The organism is Weissella cibaria, from assembly GCF_004521965.1.
GTDB lineage: Bacteria > Bacillota > Bacilli > Lactobacillales > Lactobacillaceae > Weissella > Weissella cibaria_A.
Genome location: NZ_SDGK01000028.1, coordinates 15236 through 36486 on the forward strand (window position 1 = coordinate 15236; position 21251 = coordinate 36486).

At 44.7% G+C, this 21251-nt stretch carries 24 protein-coding genes and 1 pseudogene; 23 read left to right on the forward strand and 2 right to left on the reverse strand.

Features of this window, described 5'->3' with window-relative positions; all coding sequences use genetic code 11:
* Positions 1 to 114: 114 nt before the first annotated feature.
* From EST42_RS10490 to glyS, 15 genes and pseudogenes are all read left to right on the forward strand, one after another.
* A complete protein-coding gene (locus tag EST42_RS10490; protein WP_167711095.1) occupies positions 115 to 573 on the forward strand; it encodes a hypothetical protein in 459 nt (152 codons plus the stop codon).
* Positions 574 to 613: 40 nt separating this feature from the next.
* Positions 614 to 799: an LPXTG cell wall anchor domain-containing protein gene (locus EST42_RS10495; protein ID WP_167711097.1), complete on the forward strand. Its 186-nt coding sequence runs from the start codon at positions 614 to 616 to the stop codon at positions 797 to 799.
* A 108-nt stretch (positions 800 to 907) separates the two neighbouring features.
* The gene (locus EST42_RS04280; protein ID WP_134644364.1) at positions 908 to 1789 is read left to right on the forward strand and encodes a YitT family protein; all 882 of its coding nucleotides are present in this window, start codon (positions 908 to 910) and stop codon (positions 1787 to 1789) included.
* Positions 1790 to 1921: 132 nt separating this feature from the next.
* Complete coding sequence (gene rpsU, locus EST42_RS04285; RefSeq protein ID WP_003610426.1) at positions 1922 to 2107, forward strand: 30S ribosomal protein S21; 186 nt, start codon at positions 1922 to 1924, stop codon at positions 2105 to 2107.
* Between the two features lie 91 nt (positions 2108 to 2198).
* Entirely contained in the window at positions 2199 to 2642 is a 444-nt protein-coding gene (locus EST42_RS04290; RefSeq protein WP_010372984.1) for a GatB/YqeY domain-containing protein, read from the forward strand.
* A 95-nt stretch (positions 2643 to 2737) separates the two neighbouring features.
* Positions 2738 to 3727: a PhoH family protein gene (locus EST42_RS04295; RefSeq protein ID WP_134644365.1), complete on the forward strand. Its 990-nt coding sequence runs from the start codon at positions 2738 to 2740 to the stop codon at positions 3725 to 3727.
* A 5-nt stretch (positions 3728 to 3732) separates the two neighbouring features.
* The gene (gene ybeY, locus EST42_RS04300) at positions 3733 to 4215 is read left to right on the forward strand and encodes an rRNA maturation RNase YbeY (RefSeq protein WP_134644366.1); all 483 of its coding nucleotides are present in this window, start codon (positions 3733 to 3735) and stop codon (positions 4213 to 4215) included.
* Complete coding sequence (locus EST42_RS04305; RefSeq protein ID WP_134644367.1) at positions 4199 to 4627, forward strand: diacylglycerol kinase family protein; 429 nt, start codon at positions 4199 to 4201, stop codon at positions 4625 to 4627. Before ybeY ends, EST42_RS04305 begins: the two co-directional genes overlap by 17 nt.
* A 51-nt stretch (positions 4628 to 4678) precedes the next feature.
* Complete coding sequence (era, locus tag EST42_RS04310; protein WP_134644368.1) at positions 4679 to 5587, forward strand: GTPase Era; 909 nt, start codon at positions 4679 to 4681, stop codon at positions 5585 to 5587.
* A 48-nt stretch (positions 5588 to 5635) separates the two neighbouring features.
* Positions 5636 to 6430 carry a DNA repair protein RecO gene (recO, locus tag EST42_RS04315; protein WP_134644369.1) on the forward strand — a complete coding sequence of 265 codons (795 nt, stop codon included), beginning with the start codon at positions 5636 to 5638 and terminating at the stop codon, positions 6428 to 6430.
* A gap of 64 nt (positions 6431 to 6494) precedes the next feature.
* Complete coding sequence (locus EST42_RS10500) at positions 6495 to 6668, forward strand: hypothetical protein (protein WP_167711099.1); 174 nt, start codon at positions 6495 to 6497, stop codon at positions 6666 to 6668.
* A 306-nt stretch (positions 6669 to 6974) separates the two neighbouring features.
* On the forward strand, positions 6975 to 7103 hold the full coding sequence (locus tag EST42_RS11380; RefSeq protein WP_280633871.1) for a hypothetical protein: 129 nt from the start codon (positions 6975 to 6977) through the stop codon (positions 7101 to 7103).
* 44 nt (positions 7104 to 7147) lie between these two features.
* A pseudogene (locus EST42_RS11000) lies at positions 7148 to 7369 on the forward strand (nicotinamide mononucleotide transporter); the annotation flags it as partial.
* A gap of 294 nt (positions 7370 to 7663) precedes the next feature.
* Positions 7664 to 8590 (forward strand): glycine--tRNA ligase subunit alpha, encoded by a 927-nt coding sequence (gene glyQ, locus EST42_RS04325; protein ID WP_134644370.1) that lies wholly within the window; start codon positions 7664 to 7666, stop codon positions 8588 to 8590.
* A gap of 1 nt (position 8591) precedes the next feature.
* Positions 8592 to 10676 carry a glycine--tRNA ligase subunit beta gene (glyS, locus tag EST42_RS04330; protein WP_134644371.1) on the forward strand — a complete coding sequence of 695 codons (2085 nt, stop codon included), beginning with the start codon at positions 8592 to 8594 and terminating at the stop codon, positions 10674 to 10676.
* Between the two features lie 53 nt (positions 10677 to 10729).
* Here the strand turns inward: glyS and EST42_RS04335 are convergent, their stop codons facing one another.
* Positions 10730 to 10978, reverse strand: a complete 249-nt coding sequence (locus EST42_RS04335; protein ID WP_167711101.1) for an alpha/beta hydrolase — start codon at positions 10976 to 10978, stop codon at positions 10730 to 10732.
* Complete coding sequence (locus tag EST42_RS04340) at positions 10942 to 11469, reverse strand: alpha/beta hydrolase (protein WP_134644373.1); 528 nt, start codon at positions 11467 to 11469, stop codon at positions 10942 to 10944. Before EST42_RS04340 ends, EST42_RS04335 begins: the two co-directional genes overlap by 37 nt.
* 194 nt (positions 11470 to 11663) lie before the next feature.
* Here EST42_RS04340 and EST42_RS04345 point away from each other — a divergent pair, with 194 nt between their 5' ends.
* The 8 genes from EST42_RS04345 to EST42_RS04385 all read left to right on the forward strand — a co-directional run bounded on the left by EST42_RS04345 (position 11664) and on the right by EST42_RS04385 (position 21152).
* On the forward strand, positions 11664 to 12620 hold the full coding sequence (locus EST42_RS04345; RefSeq protein WP_134644374.1) for a TerC family protein: 957 nt from the start codon (positions 11664 to 11666) through the stop codon (positions 12618 to 12620).
* Between the two features lie 232 nt (positions 12621 to 12852).
* The gene (locus tag EST42_RS04355) at positions 12853 to 13878 is read left to right on the forward strand and encodes a lactonase family protein (protein ID WP_134644375.1); all 1026 of its coding nucleotides are present in this window, start codon (positions 12853 to 12855) and stop codon (positions 13876 to 13878) included.
* Positions 13879 to 13940: 62 nt separating this feature from the next.
* Positions 13941 to 15089: an AI-2E family transporter gene (locus tag EST42_RS04360; protein WP_134644376.1), complete on the forward strand. Its 1149-nt coding sequence runs from the start codon at positions 13941 to 13943 to the stop codon at positions 15087 to 15089.
* Positions 15090 to 15208: 119 nt separating this feature from the next.
* Entirely contained in the window at positions 15209 to 15724 is a 516-nt protein-coding gene (locus EST42_RS04365) for a tRNA (cytidine(34)-2'-O)-methyltransferase (protein ID WP_134644377.1), read from the forward strand.
* Positions 15725 to 15761: 37 nt separating this feature from the next.
* Positions 15762 to 18551, forward strand: a complete 2790-nt coding sequence (locus EST42_RS04370; protein WP_134644378.1) for an FtsK/SpoIIIE family DNA translocase — start codon at positions 15762 to 15764, stop codon at positions 18549 to 18551.
* A 37-nt stretch (positions 18552 to 18588) separates the two neighbouring features.
* On the forward strand, positions 18589 to 18873 hold the full coding sequence (locus EST42_RS04375) for a hypothetical protein (RefSeq protein ID WP_134644379.1): 285 nt from the start codon (positions 18589 to 18591) through the stop codon (positions 18871 to 18873).
* 141 nt (positions 18874 to 19014) lie between these two features.
* Entirely contained in the window at positions 19015 to 19911 is an 897-nt protein-coding gene (locus tag EST42_RS04380; RefSeq protein ID WP_134644380.1) for an ABC transporter ATP-binding protein, read from the forward strand.
* On the forward strand, positions 19911 to 21152 hold the full coding sequence (locus tag EST42_RS04385) for an ABC transporter permease (protein ID WP_134644381.1): 1242 nt from the start codon (positions 19911 to 19913) through the stop codon (positions 21150 to 21152). The genes EST42_RS04380 and EST42_RS04385 overlap by 1 nt, the downstream gene beginning before the upstream one ends.
* Positions 21153 to 21251 lie beyond the last annotated feature (99 nt).

Here is a 21251-nt window from a genome sequence, read left to right on the forward strand (position 1 = left end):
AGTGGTGAGGAGGTTAGCCTCACGAAACAGAGACAAATTTTGGAGGTGTTTATTATGTTTAAATGGCGACATTTAATCGCTTTAGCGAGGTTACGATAGGTCTGCTTCTGGCAGGTGGCATCACCGTATTTTACAACAAGTCAGACAGAGACGCATACACAACCACTGTGGGTGAATGGTAAACAAGCGGTTGAGGTAATCTGGCATACGCCTTTGTTTATCAATGAAGACGTTGGTAAGTTGGATATGGGAGACGCCGCGTTGCGATCAGAAGTCGTTTCGAAATCTAACTTTCCGCATAATGGTGGGGTAGCAGGCAAGTCTGATTGGCATCCCGGTACAATTACTGGGCCAATTCATGAAACGTATGATGGCTATGTGTTATTTAAGTCGTCACGTGGCCTAGCGACGGCATCAACCATGATGTTGTATGTGCGTTTTGTTCAGGGAGCAACTTCCGCGTATAACATGCAATTTGCAGTGCTGTTTGTTAACATTACAAATGCAAATCAAACGGAATCTTGGTATTCTAACTCAAGTTTGTGGGTCGAAACAACCGGCAACACAAACTGATGATAAGACAAAAACAGCTCAGCCTGGTGACAGCGTCCCTGTGGCTGATGAAACGAATCAGCCCCTGACTGATGAAATGCCGACAGCAACTGTGACCGATGCGTTGTCGGGTCAGGCAGCAACCTTACTTGAGACCGGTATGAAGCGTCAGCCGATTTTGACAGTCGTTGGGTTAGGTATGTTGATTTCGCTATCAGGAATGGTTTTGTTTAAGAAAATACGGTAAATTAGACGGAACTTATGGACCAATTGGTTCATAATTTTTTTGTTTATCCGGCGCAGATTTACAATTAAGTGATAAAATCATAAAGTACAAATCGAAAGAAGCGAGAAAATGGACCAAATAGAACAGTATTTTAATCGTCATCAGTATTCAAGTCGGATTGGTAGTGCAATGGTATATGCCGTTGCGTCAGCCGTAGCCCTTAATTTTTTCTGGACGCCCGGTCATATTTATTCATCCGGATTTACAGGGCTAGCCCAGTTATTAAATACCCTCTTAGAACGATTCGTCGGTTGGAAGGTGCCCGTTGGTGTGTTGTTATTGATGATTAATGTGCCATTGATGATTACGGCTTATCGTAAAATTGGGAAGCGCTTTGCAATGTTTACGGCTGCCGCTCTGGTTTTGGCGGCTGTCGCGATGCGCTTGGTGAGTCAGCCTGAACAATTGTGGACGCAAGACCCACTTGTAATGGCAATCTTTGGTGGGGCCGTTAATGGTTTTGGAACTGGCTTGGCTTTGCGCAATGGCTTATCAACCGGTGGACTAGATATCATTGGTATTTTGGTTCGTCGCAAAACTGGTATGAAGATGGGCGCGGTCAATTTGACCTTTAACTTCTTTATTCTATTGGCGTCAGGTTTCTTATTTGGTCCGCAATATGCATTGTATACAGGAATCGGCTTAGTTGTTAACGCGCGCGTTATTGATTTGGTCTACACACGCCAGCAAAAAATGCAAGTTATGATTGTGACGGAAAAGCCTGATTTGGTGATTGAAGCGATTCAACGAGATATTCGCCGCGGAATCACCATTGTGCACCATGCCGAAGGTGGGTATAACCACCATCATAAGGAAGTGTTGTTTACGGTTATTTCGATGTATGAGCAATATGACCTACGCGATGCAATTTATGATGTCGACCCACAGGCTTGGGCATCATTGTGGCGCATCGACCGCACGTTTGGCCGTTTTTATGAGCCAAAATTGTAAACAGTTGGTTAAAAAGTCTAATTAGCGACAAAGCGTTGACAACAGCGCCTATTCTGGTACACTATTAAAGAACAAAAGTGTGCGACATATATAAAAGTTGGAAACTTCACACGGGAAGGGAGGGTAAACATTATGGCAAAGACTGTTGTTCGTAAGAATGAGTCTCTTGATGATGCTCTCCGTCGCTTCAAGCGTGGTGTATCAAAGGATGGTACCTTGCAAGAGTACCGTAAGCGTGAGTTCTACATCAAGCCATCAGTACAACGTAAGTTGAAGGCTGAGGCCGCTCGTAAGCGCAAGAACAAGAAGAGCCGTTAATTCGACTCTTGCCGGGCTACCTTATTGGTGGTCCGGTTTTGTTTTATAATCATAAAATAAGTAAAACAACATTATTTGGAGGATAACAATCATGAGTTTGCTAGAACAATTGACGTCAGATATGAAGGAAGCGATGAAGGCCAAGGATAAGGTAACACTTGGTGTTGTCCGCATGGTTAAGGCCTCTGTTTCAAATGAACAAATCAAGTTGGGCCATGATTTGACGGCTGATGAAGAACTGGCAGTCTTGTCACGTGAAATGAAGCAACGTGTGGAAGAGATGGAATCATACAAGGATGCCGATCGCGCAGATTTGGCTGAAGAAATCCAAGGCCAAATTGATGTGTTGAAACGTTATATGCCTGCACAAATGTCTGAGGAAGAAGTCGTTGCCATTGTTAAGGAAACGATTGCCGAAGTTGGTGCGTCATCAAAGGCAGACTTAGGTAAGGTGATGGGTGCCTTGATGCCTAAGGTTAAGGGTAAGGCTGATGGTAAGTTGGTCAACACAACGGTTCAATCATTGTTGGGCTAATTGTGACACAATGCGGGGTGATGCCCCGATACATATATGTTTGCGGTATAATAGTACCGTAATAAAAAATATTGCGAATTAGAGGGAATTCATTTTTGGCAGCACAAGTTGAAAAAATTTATCGTTTTGAAAATGTCGAGCAAGAAATTGGCTTGGTTGGACCACAAGACAGCAATTTAAAGTTGATTGAAGAAGGCGTCGGGGTGTCTTTGTCAGTCTTTGGTGATCAGTTGACCATCAAAGGTGAAGCAGAGTCTGTTGATGCGGCTGAAGCAATCGTTGTTGAATTGACGAATTTAATCAAAAAAGGTGTTAAGCTAAACGCAACTGACATCGTTTCAGCAATGAAGATGTCTGAACGTGGTACGCTAGAGTACTTTGGCGATATGTACACTGAGACTTTGATTCGAGATGTGAAGGGGTACCCGGTTCGTGTGAAGAATTACGGTCAGCGCCGTTACATTCAAGCGATTCGTACTAACGACATTACGTTTGGAATCGGACCTGCCGGAACTGGAAAGACGTATTTGGCCGTCGTCATGGCAGTGGCAGCACTGAAGCGTGGGGATGTTGAGAAAATCATTATCACACGGCCTGCCGTTGAAGCTGGTGAAAACTTAGGGTTCTTGCCAGGTGATTTGAAAGAAAAGGTCGATCCTTACTTGCGACCAATTTATGATGCACTACATGCCATTATTGGTGCGGAACATACAGAACGTCTGATGGATCGTGGGACGATTGAAATTGCACCACTTGCCTACATGCGTGGTCGTACCTTGGACAACGCCTTTATTATTTTAGATGAGGCACAGAACACAACACCACAGCAAATGAAGATGTTTTTAACCCGACTTGGCTTTGGCTCGCATATGATTGTGAATGGTGACGTGTCACAGATTGACTTGCCAACGAAGGTACGGTCAGGCCTAATTCAAGCCAAGCAAGTGTTGGCAAATGTCTCACATATTACATTTATTGAATTTGCCGCGGATGACGTTGTCCGTCACCCGGTAGTTGGAGCCATCATCAACGCCTATGATGCATTTGATGCCGCAAAAAATAAGAAAACAGAGAAGAAGGATTAAAGATTATGGATTTGGCGATTATTGACCAATCAAAGCCCGGAGTACCGGCAGAGCAAATTGAACTTGTTGAAAAAGTGCTAGATTACGCTGGTAAATATATAAAGTTGCCAGATGATACAGAGATGTCCGTCACTTTTGTTAACAATGATGAGATTCAACGTTATAACCGTGAGTATCGCGGGCTTGATAAGCCAACAGACGTCATTTCTTTTGCAATTGAAGAAGACGGTGACGATATGCCACTGATGATGGATGAGGATATGGCTGAAGATTTGGCCAAAAATATCGGTGATATTATCGTGTCTGTTGATAAGATTGGTGAACAAGCCGAATTCTTGGAGCACTCATACGAACGTGAACTAGGCTTTTTGGTTATTCATGGTTTCTTACACTTAAACGGTTACGATCACATGCGTAGTGATGAAGACGAAAAGATTATGTTTGATTTGCAACGCGATATTTTGGATAGCTATGGACTTACACGATAAGAAAAAGGCGACCGAGCCGACGCCACAAATTGAAAAGAATACGCACTTTCTACAAGCAGTGGGTCATGCCCTCGAAGGGATTGGTCAGTTGCTTGTTCGCGAACGAAATATGCGCTTTCATATTTTTGCGGCAATTGTCGTCCTACTTGTCGGGATATATGTTAAGCTAGGACGGTCGGATTGGCTGTGGATTACGGTGGCTGTTTTTACGGTAATTATGGCCGAATTCGTTAATACAATGGTCGAGGCAATCGTTGATCTGATTGTCGGTGAAAGTTACCATCCATTGGCGAAAGTCGCAAAAGATGTGGCTTCTGGGGCTGTTTTGGCAGCCGTTGCCTTCGCAATTGTCGTGGGTGTGTTGATTTTCCAGCCTTACATCTTGCCGAATTTGCAGATGCTGTTGGGATAAAGTTGTGCGTGGTAACACGTGGATTATACAGAAAGAACAGAGATTTTATACATGAGTGAACAAGGATTTAAGTCAGGTTTCGTGGCCTTGGTTGGCCGGCCAAACGTTGGTAAGTCAACGCTTTTGAACAAAATGATTGGTGAAAAGATTGCCATCATGTCGCCCAAGGCACAAACAACCCGTAACAAGATCCAAGGGATTTACACAACCAATGAGGGTCAAATCGTCTTCATGGATACACCAGGTATCCACAAGCCTCATAACTCGCTGGGTGATTTTATGGTGAAGACAGCCATGTCAGCTTTACGCGAAGCAGACATGGTTTGGTTCTTGGTAAATGCTGATGAACCACGTGGCGCAGGGGATGATTTCATTATTAATCGTTTGAAGGACACGAATACGCCAGTTTATTTGATTATTAATAAGATTGACTTAGTGAACCCGGCAGATTTGTTGACGATTATTGATGATTACCGCCAACAAATGGAATTTGCTGAAATCTTCCCAATTTCAGCCTTGAAGGGAGACGGCGTTCCCGAGTTGTTGGATTTTGCGATGGATAAAATGGCAGAAGGTCCACAATATTACCCGGCTGATCAAATCACGGATCATCCAGAACGATTTATCATGAGTGAGTTGATTCGTGAAAAGGTCTTGCAATTGACACGGCAAGAAGTGCCCCACTCAGTTGCGGTGGTGATTGATAAAATTGAGCGTCAAGATGAAAATCACTTGCATGTGCAAGCAACAATTGTTGTTGAACGACCAACGCAAAAGAACATTGTCATTGGTAAGCAAGGGGCAATGATCAAGGAAATTGGTGTGCGGGCACGTAAGGATATCGAACGTTTGCTTGGTGATAAGATTTTCTTGGAGACATGGGTTAAGGTTGAAGAACGTTGGCGCGACAAGCCGCAAGCGCTTCAAACTTACGGTTACAAGGAAGATTCAGATATTTAATTTGGCGAGAAAGAGACTATCAAGTCTCTTTTTTACTAGGGGATGGGTATGGCAGAAGTATTTGATGCAATTGTGATGTACCAGCAAGACCGCAAGGAAAAGGATTTGATGGTTAAGATGCTAACCAAGCAAGGTGGCAAGCGGATGTTTTACATTAAGAATGGCAAGTCAAAGCGGTACCAATTCGCAGCGGATGTCCAACCGTTAACGGTCGCCACGTTTGAGGGAACCTTAAATCCAACCGGATTGAGTTTTATTAACGCCGTTAAAGAGAGCCACCAATCACGTGAATTGATGATAGATGTCACGAAAAATGCCTACATGACTTATATTTTGGGTTTGATTGACGCGGCGTTTGTCGATAATCAGCCGATTGGTAAGTGGTATGAATGGGCCCGCTTGGCGATTGAAAAAATTGAGAGTGGTTTGAATCCACAAGGCATTGCCAATTTTTTTGAAATCAAATTATTGCCGGCATTCGGTCTTGAACCGACTTGGGGTGAATGTGTTGTTTGCGGTCGGCGTGATTTACCGCTTGATTTCTCCGAGAAGTTAAACGGGACACTGTGCCAGTTGCACTGGGATCAAGATGAACAACGTATGAATGCCAATCCACGTTCTGTGCGTGTGCTATCACAACTTAACAAAATCGACCTAAAACAGTTAGGTTCATTGTCGCTAAAAGAAGAGACTAAGCATGACATGGCACGCGTGATGGACAAGATTTATGATGACCAAGTTGGTGTACATTTACGTGCCAAAAGTTTTATTCAACAACTCGACGGTTGGTCACAACGTCTCGCACAACGTGGCCAACAAAAGCCAACTGACGAGTCAAAATAGATGACAGGTATCGCTGGTATCACTTATAATAAGCGTATAGTAAAGAAGCGAACGGAGAATTGACATGGATTTTGATTTGGATAAGTTGAAGGATCGAGCTGATGACCTTTTGGAAGGCGCTGACTTGAACGAATTGAAGGAAAAGGCCGGCGACTTGCTAGGCGACAAGGCTGACATTTTGGACAACGTTGATATGGATGACGTTAAGGACAAGTTGTCAGGTTTCCTTGGCAAGTAAGTACGGTATGAACCAGGTAGAAAGCGACGTCACCAACCAATATTAAACGTGATTTAGCCTTGATGAATCGGTTTCAACGGGTGTATAAGGTCATTATTATGGCCGTTACGGTTTGGGCCTTCATCTATACAAGTGATTATGCATCATCAGGGTGGACTAGTGTAATTACAGGATTGGTATGGCTTTTTACTTGATCATGTTGGCGAGTGGCCGGTTAACGAACTTTTTCTGGGGGCTCCTGACCAATGGTGTCTGGTTGTTGATATTCTTAATCAAGGCTTCTTTTTTGTGATACAGTTTGTGGGGATGGTTGCATGGTACAAGCAGCTAGCCCAACAACAGGACAGTAGTCAGATGCAAGCTAAGCGCATCGGTCCTAAAATAATGGGGGGTGCCTTGTCGCAGGGGCAGTTGTGGTTTACGGTATCGTTTTAGTCGTTGCCAAATCGGCACACGGTAATTAAGGCTACCTAGACCCCTCACAATTACCACTGGGGATGTTGGCACAAATTTTGGCAACGTACGGGTACCTGTCGCAGTGGGTTGTCTGGTTGTTCGCTGATGCAGTTGGACTGTTGTTATGTCGGAACCAAATTCAGGCCGGTAGATCGAGTGCATTAGGCATGTTTATTTTGATGATTGTGAAACCATTCAATGCGTTTTATGGCATGCACTTGTGGTCAAAGACAACTGAATATTGAGATTAATTTCGTTGACATTCAACGGCTGAGTGATAAACTTATTAGTTGTAATAAGCGATGAAAGCAGAAGAATTCCGTGAAATCAGTCCAGCAAGTCACCGGTGATGTGAGGGTGATCTGATTAGCGTAAGGGGCACTGCTGGAGCACAATTTAATCCAATGAAGCTGCTAGGAGTTGTCCTAGAAGTAGGGTGGAACCGCGAATTATCGTCCCTACATCAATCATTTTTTATGGTGATTGGTGTAGGGCTTTTTATTTGCTCGAAGCCAACCACGAGAAAGGAATTTGTCAATATGAGCGCAAAAATGAGTGTGCAAGACATTATTTTGACGTTGCAAAAGTTCTGGGCTGACCAAGGTGCAATGCTGATGGAAGCTTACGATACAGAAAAGGGTGCTGGTACGATGAGTCCTTACACGTTCCTACGTGCCAATGGTCCTGAACCATGGAACGCAGCCTACGTGGAGCCATCACGTCGTCCTGCTGATGGACGTTACGGTGATAACCCAAACCGTTTGTACCAACACCACCAATTCCAAGTGGTCATGAAGCCATCACCTGACAACATTCAAGAATTGTACTTAGATTCTTTGAAGTCCTTGGGCGTTAATCCGTTGGAGCACGATATTCGTTTCGTTGAAGATAACTGGGAAAACCCATCAATGGGTGCCGCTGGTATCGGTTGGGAAATCTGGTTGGATGGTATGGAAGTTACGCAATTTACGTACTTCCAACAAGTTGGTGGTATCCAAGTTGATGCCGTAACATCAGAAATTACGTATGGTTTGGAGCGTTTGGCTTCATACATCCAAGACGTCCCAACCGTGTACGATTTAGAATGGGGTAACGGCGTTTTGTACGGTGACATCTTTAAGGAGCCAGAGTACGAGCACTCAGTTTACTCGTTTGAAGAATCAGACCAAGAAATGTTGTTGCGTCACTTTAACGAGTACGAAGCTGAAGCTAAGAAGGCTTTGGAAAAGGGCTTGGTTCACCCAGCTTACGACTACATTTTGAAGTCATCACACACGTTTAACTTGTTGGATGCCCGTGGCACAGTTTCAGTTACGGAACGTGCTAAGTATCTTTCACGTATCCGTAACATGGCCCGTTCAGTTGCGCGTGCCTTCATTGATGAGCGTAAGAAGCTTGGCTTCCCATTGTTGAAGGATGAAGCTTTGCGTGCGAAGTACTTGCCTGCAGATGAGGAGGAGAACTAAGATGGCTAACTTTTTGCTAGAAATTGGTTTGGAAGAAGTTCCGGCCCACTTGGTGACGCCCGCAATTAACCAATTGGTTGAGCGTGCCGAAAACTTTATGGCCGACGAGCGTTTGGCATACGGGGCAATTAAGCCTTTCTCTACGCCACGCCGTTTAGCGGTGTTAATTTCTGATGTTGCTGAAAAGGCCGAAGACTTTCAAGAAGAAGTTAAGGGACCTGCTAAGAAGGTCGCACTTGATGCTGAGGGTAACTATTCAAAGGCAGCCCAGGGTTTTGTCCGCGGCCAAGGGTTGACGACTGATGACATTACATTTAAGGAATTTAAGGGTAACGAGTACATATACGTTACAAAGTTTGAAGCTGGAAAGCCAGCGGCTGAAGTTTTGACGGGCTTCAAGCAAGTTGTTGAGGCCATGACGTTCTCAACAACGATGAAGTGGGGCCGTCACACGTTTGAATACGTGCGTCCAATTCGTTGGATGGTCGCGTTGTTGGATGATGAAGTTGTCCCATTTGACATCTTGGGAGTTGCAACGGGTCGTTCATCACGAGGACACCGTTTCTTGGGTCATAATGTTGAAATTGCTTCAGCTGACCAGTATGAAGCGGCCTTGACGACAGTCTTTGTACAAGTAGATGCCGAAGCACGAAAGCAAAACATTCGCACGCAAGTCGAAACGATTGCCAGTGATAACAACTGGACCGTTATCGTTGACGAAGATTTGCTTGAAGAAGTTAACAACATTGTTGAATATCCGACGGCCTTTGCTGGTGGCTTCGACGAAGGTTACTTGGAAGTGCCTGATGAAGTATTGATTACGTCAATGAAGGAACACCAACGTTTCTTCCACGTCGTTGATGCAAATGGCGCTTTGTTGCCACACTTTATCTCTGTTCGTAACGGAAACGCCGAACACATCGATAATGTGATTGCCGGTAACGAAAAGGTGCTGGTTGCGCGTTTGGAAGACGCTAAGTTCTTCTACCACGAAGATCAAAAGCACGATATCGACTTCTACAACAACAAGTTGGAAGTGGTGTCATTCCACGCTAAGTTGGGTTCAGTTGCCGCACACACACGTCGTGCCAAGACCTTGGCTGCCATCATTGCTGGCCGTTTGGCCTTTACTGATGATCAGCAAGCCAAGTTGGCGCGTGCTGGTGAAATCTACAAGTTTGACTTGATGACTGGTATGGTTGGTGAGTTTGATGAATTGCAAGGTATCATGGGTGAGAAGTACGCTAACTTGTTTGGTGAAGATGCTGCCGTGGCCCAAGCAATCCGTGAGCACTACATGCCAATCTCTGCTGATGGTGAGTTGCCTGCGTCAGATTTGGGTAAGGTATTGGCCTTAGCTGATAAGTTGGACAGTTTGTTGTCATTCTTTGCGGGTGGTATGGCGCCATCAGGTTCAAATGACCCATATGCTTTGCGTCGTGCCGCTTCAGGTGTTGTGAACATCTTGGCTGACAGTAAGTGGGATTTGGATATTGACGGTATTTTGTCAGACTTGATTGCTGACATTAACGCTGACGCCGTTAAGTTTGGGTTGCCAGAAGAAGTGATGGCTGAGTTGCAAAACAATGTGGCTGCGGTCGTGAACTTCTTGACGGACCGTGTTGTGAAGGCATTGCAAGATGATGGCGTTCGTCGTGACATTATCAACGCTGTGACGAAGAACAACTTTGCTGATACGACGCAAATGTTTGAATCAGCGCAAGTCTTGGTTGCCCACGTTAACGATGCCAACTTCCGTGCAGGGGTTGAAGCGTTGACTCGTGTAATGCGTTTGACAACGAAGAATGCAACGGATGCGACTGTTGACGCTGCGTTGTTCGAGAATGCAGCCGAAAAGACGTTGTTTGAAGCAGTTGCACCTGTGGCAGCTGTTGATGCAACAGATGCTAAGCTTGCGGCATTGTTGAACTTACAACCAGCCGTAGCGGCTTACTTCGAAGAGACTATGGTTATGGTCGAAGACGAAGCGGTTAAGAACAACCGTTTGGCAACACTACATGCGGTTGCTGATGAAGCAACAAAGGTGGCTAACTTCCTCGAAATGGATGTTAAGTCTGCAAATTAATGATATGAAAACACCCTGGATTAATACAGTCCAGGGTGTTTTTAATTTGGGTCCTAACGGTTTAGCCAATTAACAATGCGATCAGCAATCGCTGTCTGCTGTTGGGCGTTTGAAATTGTCGCCTGGCCATCATGTTTTTGTGGACCATAGCTACCGAAACCACCATGATTGCCACCAACAATGATTTGGTACTGGGTGTTCTTAGGTAACCACGCCTTTGCTGCACGATAATTTGCCTGTTTCAATACCTGATCTTGGCTAGCAGTTAGTGACAAAACAGCAAGATTGCTTCGCTTTGCCAAATGGTTTTTTCTTGTGGATAACTGGCAAGTAATAACAGACCAGTGATGTGAGCTTTGGGATGCTTGTCTACGTAACCACTGGCAACCACGCCACCCAAGGAATGGCCGCTGATTACAAAGTGGTGGGCATGGCTATTTTTGATCGCAACGTCTGCTTTGTTTTGGCCGATTAGTGAAAAAGATAACGGTGTTTTCAATAAGTAAACGGGGTAGCCAGCTTGGGCAACATCTTTGGCCCAAATGGCATAGGCGTCACTAGTGACAAACGCACCTGGATAAAAAATAATGGCTGTATCTTTTTTTGCAGTACCAGCTTTGGAACTGAAGGCCCAATAGTCTGCCGTTTCGGTGGCTGAATGAGCTGCACGTTGGGCGGTTGGGGTAGCACGGTAAAGGCCAGATACTTGCATGTAAGTAACAGAACCGGCTAATAGGATAAGGACAACGCCTAAGAGCATGAGCAGGCGCTTTGTGATTTTTGTTGACTTCATAAACGAACTCCTTTTTGGTTAACTAGGGCTCATCGTACCTTAATGAACTGACAGCTGTCAGTCTTATTTGCAATATTTTCCCAAAATGTTGGTAATAGTATTTCGATGAGAATTCAGTTAAAATAAACTTATAGTCATTGTGGGTCAAATCGTTGAACCGTGGCGTCGCTAGATATCAGAAAGTTGAGAAATAAATGGAAGTTAGTATAGGTTATTGGATTGGTTTCTTCGCCTTTGTTTTGGTCATGTTGGCCCTTGATTTGGGGGTCTTCCATAAAACCAACGCGGCACCAACCATGAAGGAGTCGCTACTCTGGAGTGCTTTTTGGATTGGCTTGGCCTTTATTTTTGCCGGTGGTCTCTGGTTCTTTACGGGCGGTGATCATGCACTAGACTTTGTGACGGCATACTTGCTGGAAAAGTCGTTAAGTATTGATAACTTGTTTATCTTCATCTTGGTCTTTGGATTCTTTGGGATTGAACTGAAGTATCAACACCGTTTGTTATTCTGGGGTGTTTTCGGTGCCTTAGTGATGCGTGTAATTTTTATCTTCGGTGGGGCTGCATTGCTACATCACTTCGCATGGTTGATGTACATCTTTGGTGCCTTCCTGATCGTTACGGGTGTGAAGATGCTGTTTGAAAAAGAAGAAGCACAAGACTTGAATGATAGTTTTATCATTAATGGATTACGAAAAATTTTACCTTTGAAGGAAGATGTTGCGGAACCACATTTCTGGGTCAAAGAAAATGGTAAACGTTATGCCACCCAATTCTTGTTAGCATTGTTGTTTATTGAAGCTTCCGACTTATTGTTTGCGGTTGATTCAATTCCGGCCGTCCTTGCAGTGACACAAGACACGTTCATCGTGGTGACATCAAACATTTTTGCTATCATGGGATTGCGTTCTTTGTATTTTGCCTTGTCAGGTATTCTGCCAATGTTCCGCTACATCAAGTACGCGTTGGCTGTTATTTTGGCCTTTATTGGGGTCAAGATGGTCTTGAACGAGACTGCCAAGGCATTGGACTGGCACTTCCACATTTCAAACGTGGTGTCATTATCAGTGATTATTGGTTTGTTAACGTTATCAATCGTTGCCTCAGTAATTGTCTCACGTGTCCAAGAACGTCGAAAGTTTGAAGCATAACCCTGATAAAGGACCTGTGTTAAAGACAGGTCCTTTTTTATTGGCTGACGGCCGACAGCGCGTTCAGCGGTTGCAGTGGCAACGTTACCCAAAGCTGTACGTATTGAAATTGAAGTTATTGCCAATAAATAAGTAAGAAAATCAAGCGACTGCATCTGTTGGTGTGGTCGCTTTTGTGTTACAATGAAAGCGTTTACTAAAAAATTATTAATGAATGAAAGCGAGATCAACCATGGCATTGGAAAAGATTTTATTTGGTACTTATACGCGACGTGTTTCAAAAGGAATTTACGAAGCTGCATTGAACACGGAGACAGGTGAGTTGCAAGATGCCAAGTTGGTTGCTGAAGTTGGATCACCAACTTACTTGGCCTTGAGTAAGGCTAACACGTTGTATGCAGTCGATAAAACCGGTGATCAAGGCGGGTTGGCGGTCCTTAATTTTGCGGATGATACGGCAACGTTGACCCAAGAAGTTTTGGCAGAAGGTGCTTCACCTGCTTATGTGGCGGTTGATGAGACACGTCAATTGGTGTACTCAGGTAACTACCACAAGGGGACATTAGAAGTCTTTGCGATTGCCGCTGATGGATCATTGACGTTGACGGATAGTTTTCAATTTGAAGGGTCCGGCCCTCGCCCAGAGCAAGGTTCATCACACGTGCACTGGAATAATCTAACGCCAGACAATCGTGTCGCGGTTGTTGATTTGGGTGCCGACAAGGTGTTGACGTTTGATGTCTCTGAAGCCGGTAAGTTGATGTTAGTTGCGACGTATGAGACGGAGGCTGGTTTTGGCCCACGTCATTTGCGTTTCAGCCCTGATGGTCAATATGCCTACTTGTTAGGTGAGCTGTCATCACAACTTTCAGTTTTGAAGTATAATGCGGATGGTTCATTCACACATCTGCAAACTGTGGCAACAATTCCAGCTGATTGGACGGAGCACAATGGCGGTGCGGCGATTTACTTGTCAAACGACGGTAAGTTTATCTATACATCAAACCGTGGTCACAACTCAATCGCGGTCTTTGCAGTGAAGGATAACGGTGCTTCTGTTGCACATATCCAATGGATTTCAACTGAAGGCGATTTCCCACGTGATTTTGCTTTGAGCCCAGATGACGCCTTTTTGGTTGCGGCTAACCAAAACACGGATAATGTTACGGTATACCGTCGAGATGCTGTAATGGGCGAGCTAACGTTATCACAAAAGGACTTCGAAATTCCCGAATCAGTGCGTGTATTGTTCATCTAAGCTTGATACAATAAAACCAGTACCAGTCATGGTGCTGGTTTTTTATATATGGGGGATAAAAGATGACAAATCGCGAGACGAAACAATCTGTCTTTCAACGATGGTTGTTAAACAATAAAATCATCTCAAGTATGCTAATTGTATTGCTGCTATTAGCGATTATTTACATGTTTGACAAAGTAAATTTTATATTTGAACCGATTGTGGCACTTTTCAGTGCGGTCGGTGCGCCAATCATCATTGCAGGCGTGTTTTATTATCTCTTGAATCCGATTGTGGATTGGGCGGAACGTCGGTATAAGATGTCGCGTGTTGCGACGATTACGGTGCAGTTTTTGGTATTGTTGGTGTTGATTGTCTGGGGCTTAGCTGTATTTATTCCGTGGCTGAGCGACCAAATCGTCGGTTTGATCAATCATTGGCCGGAATATTGGCGAGCTTTGGTCAAAATGATCGATCAGTTAACTGCTGACAAGCACTTTACTGAGGCAAATAAGTGGTTTAATCAGACGAATAGTGATATTTCAAAATGGGTCCAAGATTACTCAGCTGAATATGCGAAAAAAGGCATTCATGGCGTGAGTTCAGTTGTTGGTACATTGACTTCAGCCATTATCACAATTGTGACGTTCCCGTTGATTTTGTTTTATTTGCTAAAGGATGGCCACCAGATGCCAAACTACTTGGCGAAGTTTTTGCCACCTAAAGCACGCGGCTCATTTTTGGATACTATCGGCGAGATTAACAAGCAAATTTCGAACTACATTCGGGGACAATTGTCAGTCGCGTTTGCAGTGATGATCATGTTTGCAATTGGTTATACGATTATCGGGTTGCCGTATGGTTGGTTAATTGCCATTAGTGCAGGATTGTTGAACTTAATTCCGTTTCTGGGATCGTTTTTAGCGATGGTCCCGGCGGTGGTTGTTGGCCTGTTTGTTTCACCAATGATGTTGGCTTATGTGTTCATAGTCTTTATGATTGAGCAAACATTGGAAGGAAAAGTGATTGCGCCAAAGTTACTTGGTAACTCACTCAAAGTCCATCCAGTAACGGTCGTGGTTATCTTGCTATCGGCGGGTAATATTTTTGGCCTGGCCGGGGTGGTATTTGGTATACCGGGTTATGCAATTGCCAAAGTACTGATTTATCGCTTGTATAAGTGGTGGCAGTTGAACTCAGGTCTGTTTCGAGATGAAACCAACCAGTAAAGACATTAATAAGGTTTTTTAAGTATAGCGCGGTCGAGGATTTGTCCGTGCTATACTTATTTTTGTATGCAATAACGCATTGGGGGAGGGGAGGACCCGCCCTAGAAAAGGAGATTATCATGAGCACGAATCATATTGTATTGTTTGAGCCATTGATGCCAGCAAATACTGGAAACATCGCCCGTACGGCAACGGGAACGAACACAAAATTACACCTGATTGAGCCGTTGGGATTTAAGTTAGACGATAAGCATGTTAAGCGTGCCGGGTTGGACTACTGGGACACAGTTGACATTACGGTCCACGAGAATTTGCCAGCCTTTATGGCAACGCTCAAGGACACGGATGAGTTGTTCTTGATTTCTAAGTTTGCCCCACAGGCTTATCACGAGGCGGATTACACGAATCCTGACCACGACTATTATTTCTTGTTTGGTAAGGAAACGACAGGTTTGCCAGAGCCATTCATGAAGCAACATCCTGAAAAGGCTTTGCGTATTCCACAAAACGATGAACACATTCGGTCGCTGAACTTGTCAAACACGGCCGCTATTATTATCTACGAAACGTTGCGTCAACAAGGTTTCCCAAATCTTGATTTGACGCACGAATATGATTACGACAAGTTAAAGTAATAAATGAATAATTATTTACTTAAGAAAGGAGGCTGCGATGGCAGCGACGACTAAACGACGTCCCGCCTCCAAGGCAAAAGCACGACCACGCAAAAGGCCGGCCCCTCGAAAAAAAGCCAGTAATGACACAATGACCTGGCTAAAGGATCGTGGGCCCCAATTCTTAGGCTTATTTGCTAGTCTGTTGGCCGTCCTTGCAATTGCCAAAGTTGGCTTGGTGGGTAAGTTTATCGCCAACATGGTGCGCCTGATTGTTGGGGGCTCATACCAATTTTTGTTGCTAGTCTTGCTTGTGCCATTTCTCGTGGTGCTTGCATATGGTCAGTGGCCACGACGGTTTAAGTGGCAACATTATGTTGGTTTTGGCCTATTTTATTTAGGTATCATGTTGGTTGGATCAATTTTGTTGTTCAATAAAATGAACGTCCACAACAACTATACGCAGGTTATTCAGACATTGATTAATCAAGATCTCAATAATCATGCTGTCACGACACCAGTTGGTGGTGGCATGATTGGGGCGATGCTGTACAGCGCAACTTACATAGCATCGTCTAATTTTGGTTCATGGTTAATTGCCATTGTGTTGTTAATCATTGGCTTGGTGGTGATGTTTAACTTACCATTGCGCGAAGTCTTTGATAACTTCTTTAAGTTAGCTGAAGGCACAGGTGATTTTGTGCAAACGCAGGCAACGACAGCACACGAAAAGGTCACGGAATCAATTGAAGGGTTCCGTGATCGACAGCGAACGGCGATGGATGATTTCTTCAATGATGACCCGTTTGCATCGAAGAGTGATAAAGCAGCCAAGTTGGCTGGCGTTGTGCCGGAAGCGGATGCTAGTCAACCCGTTAAATTAGCGACGACGAAGGTAAAGTCACCACAAGACGTGTTAGCGGATGCTGCTGAAGCTGAAGCGACGGCGACAGAATTCAAGATGCCAGAAATTGTGGCACCGTTGCCACATCATGAGACGACGCCAACAGTACCGGCACCAGTTACGCCTAGTGCAACTGCGTCAGCGCCTGAACCTGATTTGACACAAGTGCCCATACCATCGCTTGACGATGCACCAGCGGCGTCGATGAGTTTTGACCCGGATTTCAATCCGAATGATGTTATTCAGTCAGAACATGAAGAAATTACACCAGTTGTCTATGGTGCGGACATACAGGATGATGACTTATTACCGGGACAAGAAACACCATTGACGCACGCAGATATCTTGGGGCACAGCAATCAACTAACATCGCCAAAGACACAAGCACACCAAGCCGGTGTCGGTCACGTCGAACCATCAACAACCACAGAACCAAAGGCAGATGTTGATGCGTCAGGGTTGGGTACGGTGATTGATGATAAAGATTACGTCTTACCGACAACTGAATTGTTGCAACACATTGGTTCAACTGACCAATCTGCTGAGCGTGATGCGCTAAATGAAAAGGCACGTATTTTACATGAAACATTGAAGAGCTTTAACATCAATGCCACGGTTGAAAAAGTTGTGTTGGGACCAACGGTAACCCAATATGAAATTAAACCAGCAGTTGGGGTGAAGGTTTCGAAGATTCAAAACTTAGCCGACGATTTGGCGCTCGCCTTAGCGGCCAAGTCGCTGCGTATTGAGGCGCCAATTCCAGGTAAAAACGTCGTTGGTATTGAAGTGGCGAATGACCAACAGGCGACGGTTGGTTTCCGGGACATGGTCGAAGAGGCCGGTGTCGATACGGAGAAACCTTTGGTTGTGCCAATTGGGCGTGGTGTTACAAGTGGTGTCGTGAAGTTGGATTTGACGAAGATGCCGCACTTGCTGATTGCTGGTTCAACTGGTTCAGGTAAGTCAGTCGCAATCAACGGTATCTTGGCGTCAATTTTGTTACAAGCAAAGCCGTCACAGGTACGCTTGATGTTAGTTGACCCCAAGAAGGTTGAGTTGTCAGTCTATAATGATATTCCCCACTTGATTACACCAGTGATTTCAGATCCTAAGAAGGCGTCACTTGGTTTGAAGAAAGTGGTCGCTGAAATGGACCGGCGTTTCAAACTGTTAGCCGAAGAAGGTGTGCGTAACATTGATGGGTATAACCGGTTTGTTGAAAAGCAAAATGCGAGCGACCCAAGTACAGTGTTACAAAAGATGCCTTATTTGGTTGTTATCATCGACGAGTTGGCCGATTTGATGATGACATCAACGGTGTCCGGCGATGTCGAAAATGCCATTGTGCGTATCGCGCAACTTGGACGTGCAGCGGGAATCCATATGATTGTCGCGACGCAACGCCCATCCGTTGATATCATTACCGGTTTGATTAAAGCAAACGTGCCATCACGTATGGCGTTTGCTGTGTCATCCGGGGTCGATTCACGGACGATTTTGGATAGTAACGGGGCTGAAAAGTTGTTAGGTCGCGGTGATATGCTGTTCGCGCCAATCGGTTCGAACGGACCACAACGTGTGCAAGGCGCGTTCTTGACTGATGAAGACGTGGAAGCTTTGACGGACTTTATTAAGAATCAAGGTGAAGCACAGTACGACGACAGCATGACAGTTTCCGACGAAGAAGTGCAAGCACTTGAAAACGGTGGCGATGGCGCCGATGATTTGGATGAAAAATGGGACGAAGTACTTGAATTTATCCTTCGTGCTGGTGGTGCCTCAACTTCATCAATTCAGCGTCACTTCGGCATGGGGTACAATCGTGCTGGTCGTATCGTGGATGCGTTGGAAGATCGTGGACTGGTGGGACCAGCAAATGGTTCTAAGCCGCGTGAATTGCGTTTTACACCCGAAATGCTTGACCGATTTCGTAAAAACGCGTGATAATAGCGCTAAAGAAAATTAATCAGGGGGCAATCCAATGATTCGCTATGATCTAACAGCGCCATTGCAAGGCACGGAGCTTGTTGCAATGTATCGCAAGGATTTCGACGTTGATGTCGGTCGTTTATATACTTTTATTCCTGAGTTGAATGGGTTCCAATTGCACTACGATCACGATGTGGTTGTACCAGCTACGGAAATGCGCGCTGATGATGACGCCCGTTTCTATTTGCAAGTGCATGGTCAAAACCCAAGCAGTCGCGGGCACATGGCGGATATTGATTTCCAACTTGTCAACCGTAACGAAATTAACTGGGGTTAAACTTGAAACGTCTACTGTGTGATGACAGTGGACGTTTTTTGTTGGCGATAACTGTAAAATCTCAACTAAATATTAAGAACGGCCCATATGCGATAAAAATTAGGTACAATGTCAATAATAGAAAATAGGATGGGGACAGTGATGATTGAACTAACACATCTGAACAAGCAGTTTGGTGATAAAATTGCGGTTCAGGATATGAATATGTGTCTGAATCCTGGTGAAGTCATGGGGTTGATTGGCCAAAATGGGGCTGGTAAGACGACGACTTTTCGCATGATTCTGGATTTTATCGAGCCAACGTCTGGAACGGTGACTTGGGATGGCCATGCCATTACTGCTGTAGACAAGCAGCGGATTGGTTTTTTGCCTGAAGAGCGTGGCCTGTATCAGAAATTGACGATAGAAGAACAAGTTGTGTATTTTGCTGAGTTACACGGGATGAAACGGTCTGATGCCAAATCAGCCTTAGCAGATTGGATGAAGAGGCTTGACGTGGTGGGTAAACCAAGTGACAAGGTTCAAAAACTATCTAAGGGAAATGCACAAAAAGTCCAATTGATTGCGACAGTCATCTTCGAACCAGATTTCCTGATTTTAGACGAACCGTTTACGGGGTTGGACCCAGTCAATACGGAGTTGATGATGCAAGAAATTATGCGCTTGAAGCATGAGGGGGCCATGATTATTTTTAGTTCACACAATATGAGTGGTGTCGAAAAATTGTCTGATCAACTGACGATGCTTCGTCATGGTGAAACGGTGTTGCACGGTGATACCAATGCAATCCGCGAATCGTTCGGACGAACTGAGGTTTATTTGGAGTCACCTGTTACGGATGCTGAGTTACGTAATATTGCCGGCGTGAAAAGTATTACGCCACAGGGACCTGGCCGTCATTTGCAATTAACTGATGCAGCGGTTGGTCGTGAAGTCTTTCAGTTGGTGGCCCAAGATGGATATGTGCCAGTCTTTGCCCAACAACCACCTACGTTGGACGAAATTTTCCGTCGCGAAGTACAAGGAGGGCAAGCGTAATGATAGCCAAGCAGTTAATGTTAGTCACCCGTCAGACGTATAAAACGCGAATTAAGTCGGTCGGCTTTTGGTCATTGGTCTTAGCGCCACTGCTAATCTTACTAGTCATTGCTGGTATTTCGTTTATTATTACTGCCACTCAGAGTCATAAGACGCCTGTCGTGGGGGTGGTGAATGAACCAACCTTAGCAACATACTTAAAAAAAGACGATACCTTTGATATCAAGGTAAAAAATATAACCGACGAAAAGCAGGCGAAGCGAGATCTGACAAAAGGCAAGTTGGATGCCTATTTAGCAACTGCTAATCAAAAGTATGAATTAGTCAACTCTGCAGATGGGCAGTCAGTTTCTGAAACAAAAATGAAGGCGTCACTGAATGCGTATACAATGCTGGCAAAAGCTTCGGCGATGAAGTTGTCTCCAACTGAGCTTCAGGTATTGATGACGCCACCGACTTTGAACACGAAAGTTCAAAGTGACAAGGGTGAAACCCGCGGCGGTGCCGCAGCAGATACAGCTAATTATGTTTTGGCCTCAGCTTTGGGGATTTTGATTTTCGTGTTCTTGACGTCATACGTCAGCATGATTGCACAAGAAATAGCGAATGAGAAGTCATCTCGCATTATGGAAATCTTGCTGTCTGCAACATCACCAGCGGTACAGTTTTTCGGTAAGCTAACTGGCATTGCCTTGTTAGCGATTACCCATGCAGCCTTGTATGTGGTGGCAGGGTTAGTTGTAAACGTGTTTGCGCCACATTATAAGTATCTAAAGATGGTTAAGAGTCTACTGGCCGGTGTTGATATGGGCTTCGCAATTATGTCGTTGTTGCTCGCTCTTGTGGCTATTTTCATGTACATGGTATTGACGGCGATTCTGGCTGCAATGGTTAATGACCAAAGCCAGGTGCAACAAGCCGTTGCACCAATGACTTATGTCGCCATGATTGGGTACGTCTTGACGTTTACGTTGTCAGGTCAACCGCACAATACGTTCTTGAACGTTTTGTCATTCGTGCCATTTATTTCTCAAACCTTGATGCCGGCCCGGTTAGGACTACAATATGCAACGATGGGGGATGCCACCATTGCGTTGGTATTAGAATTAATCGTTTTGATTTTCCTAAGTCGGTTCGGTCTGCGTGTTTATAAACGCAATGTGCTGACTTACAGTGATGGTAATATCACCAAGGCGGCTTTAAGCAGCTTGAAGGGATTGTTTGTCAAAATGAAGGAATAAACAAAAAAGGAAGTGCGTCAATATTGAGGCACTTCCTTTTTTGGGCTCTATGCCAAATAGCGTTGGTCGACAATGAATTTGAAAATTAACGCGATTTGA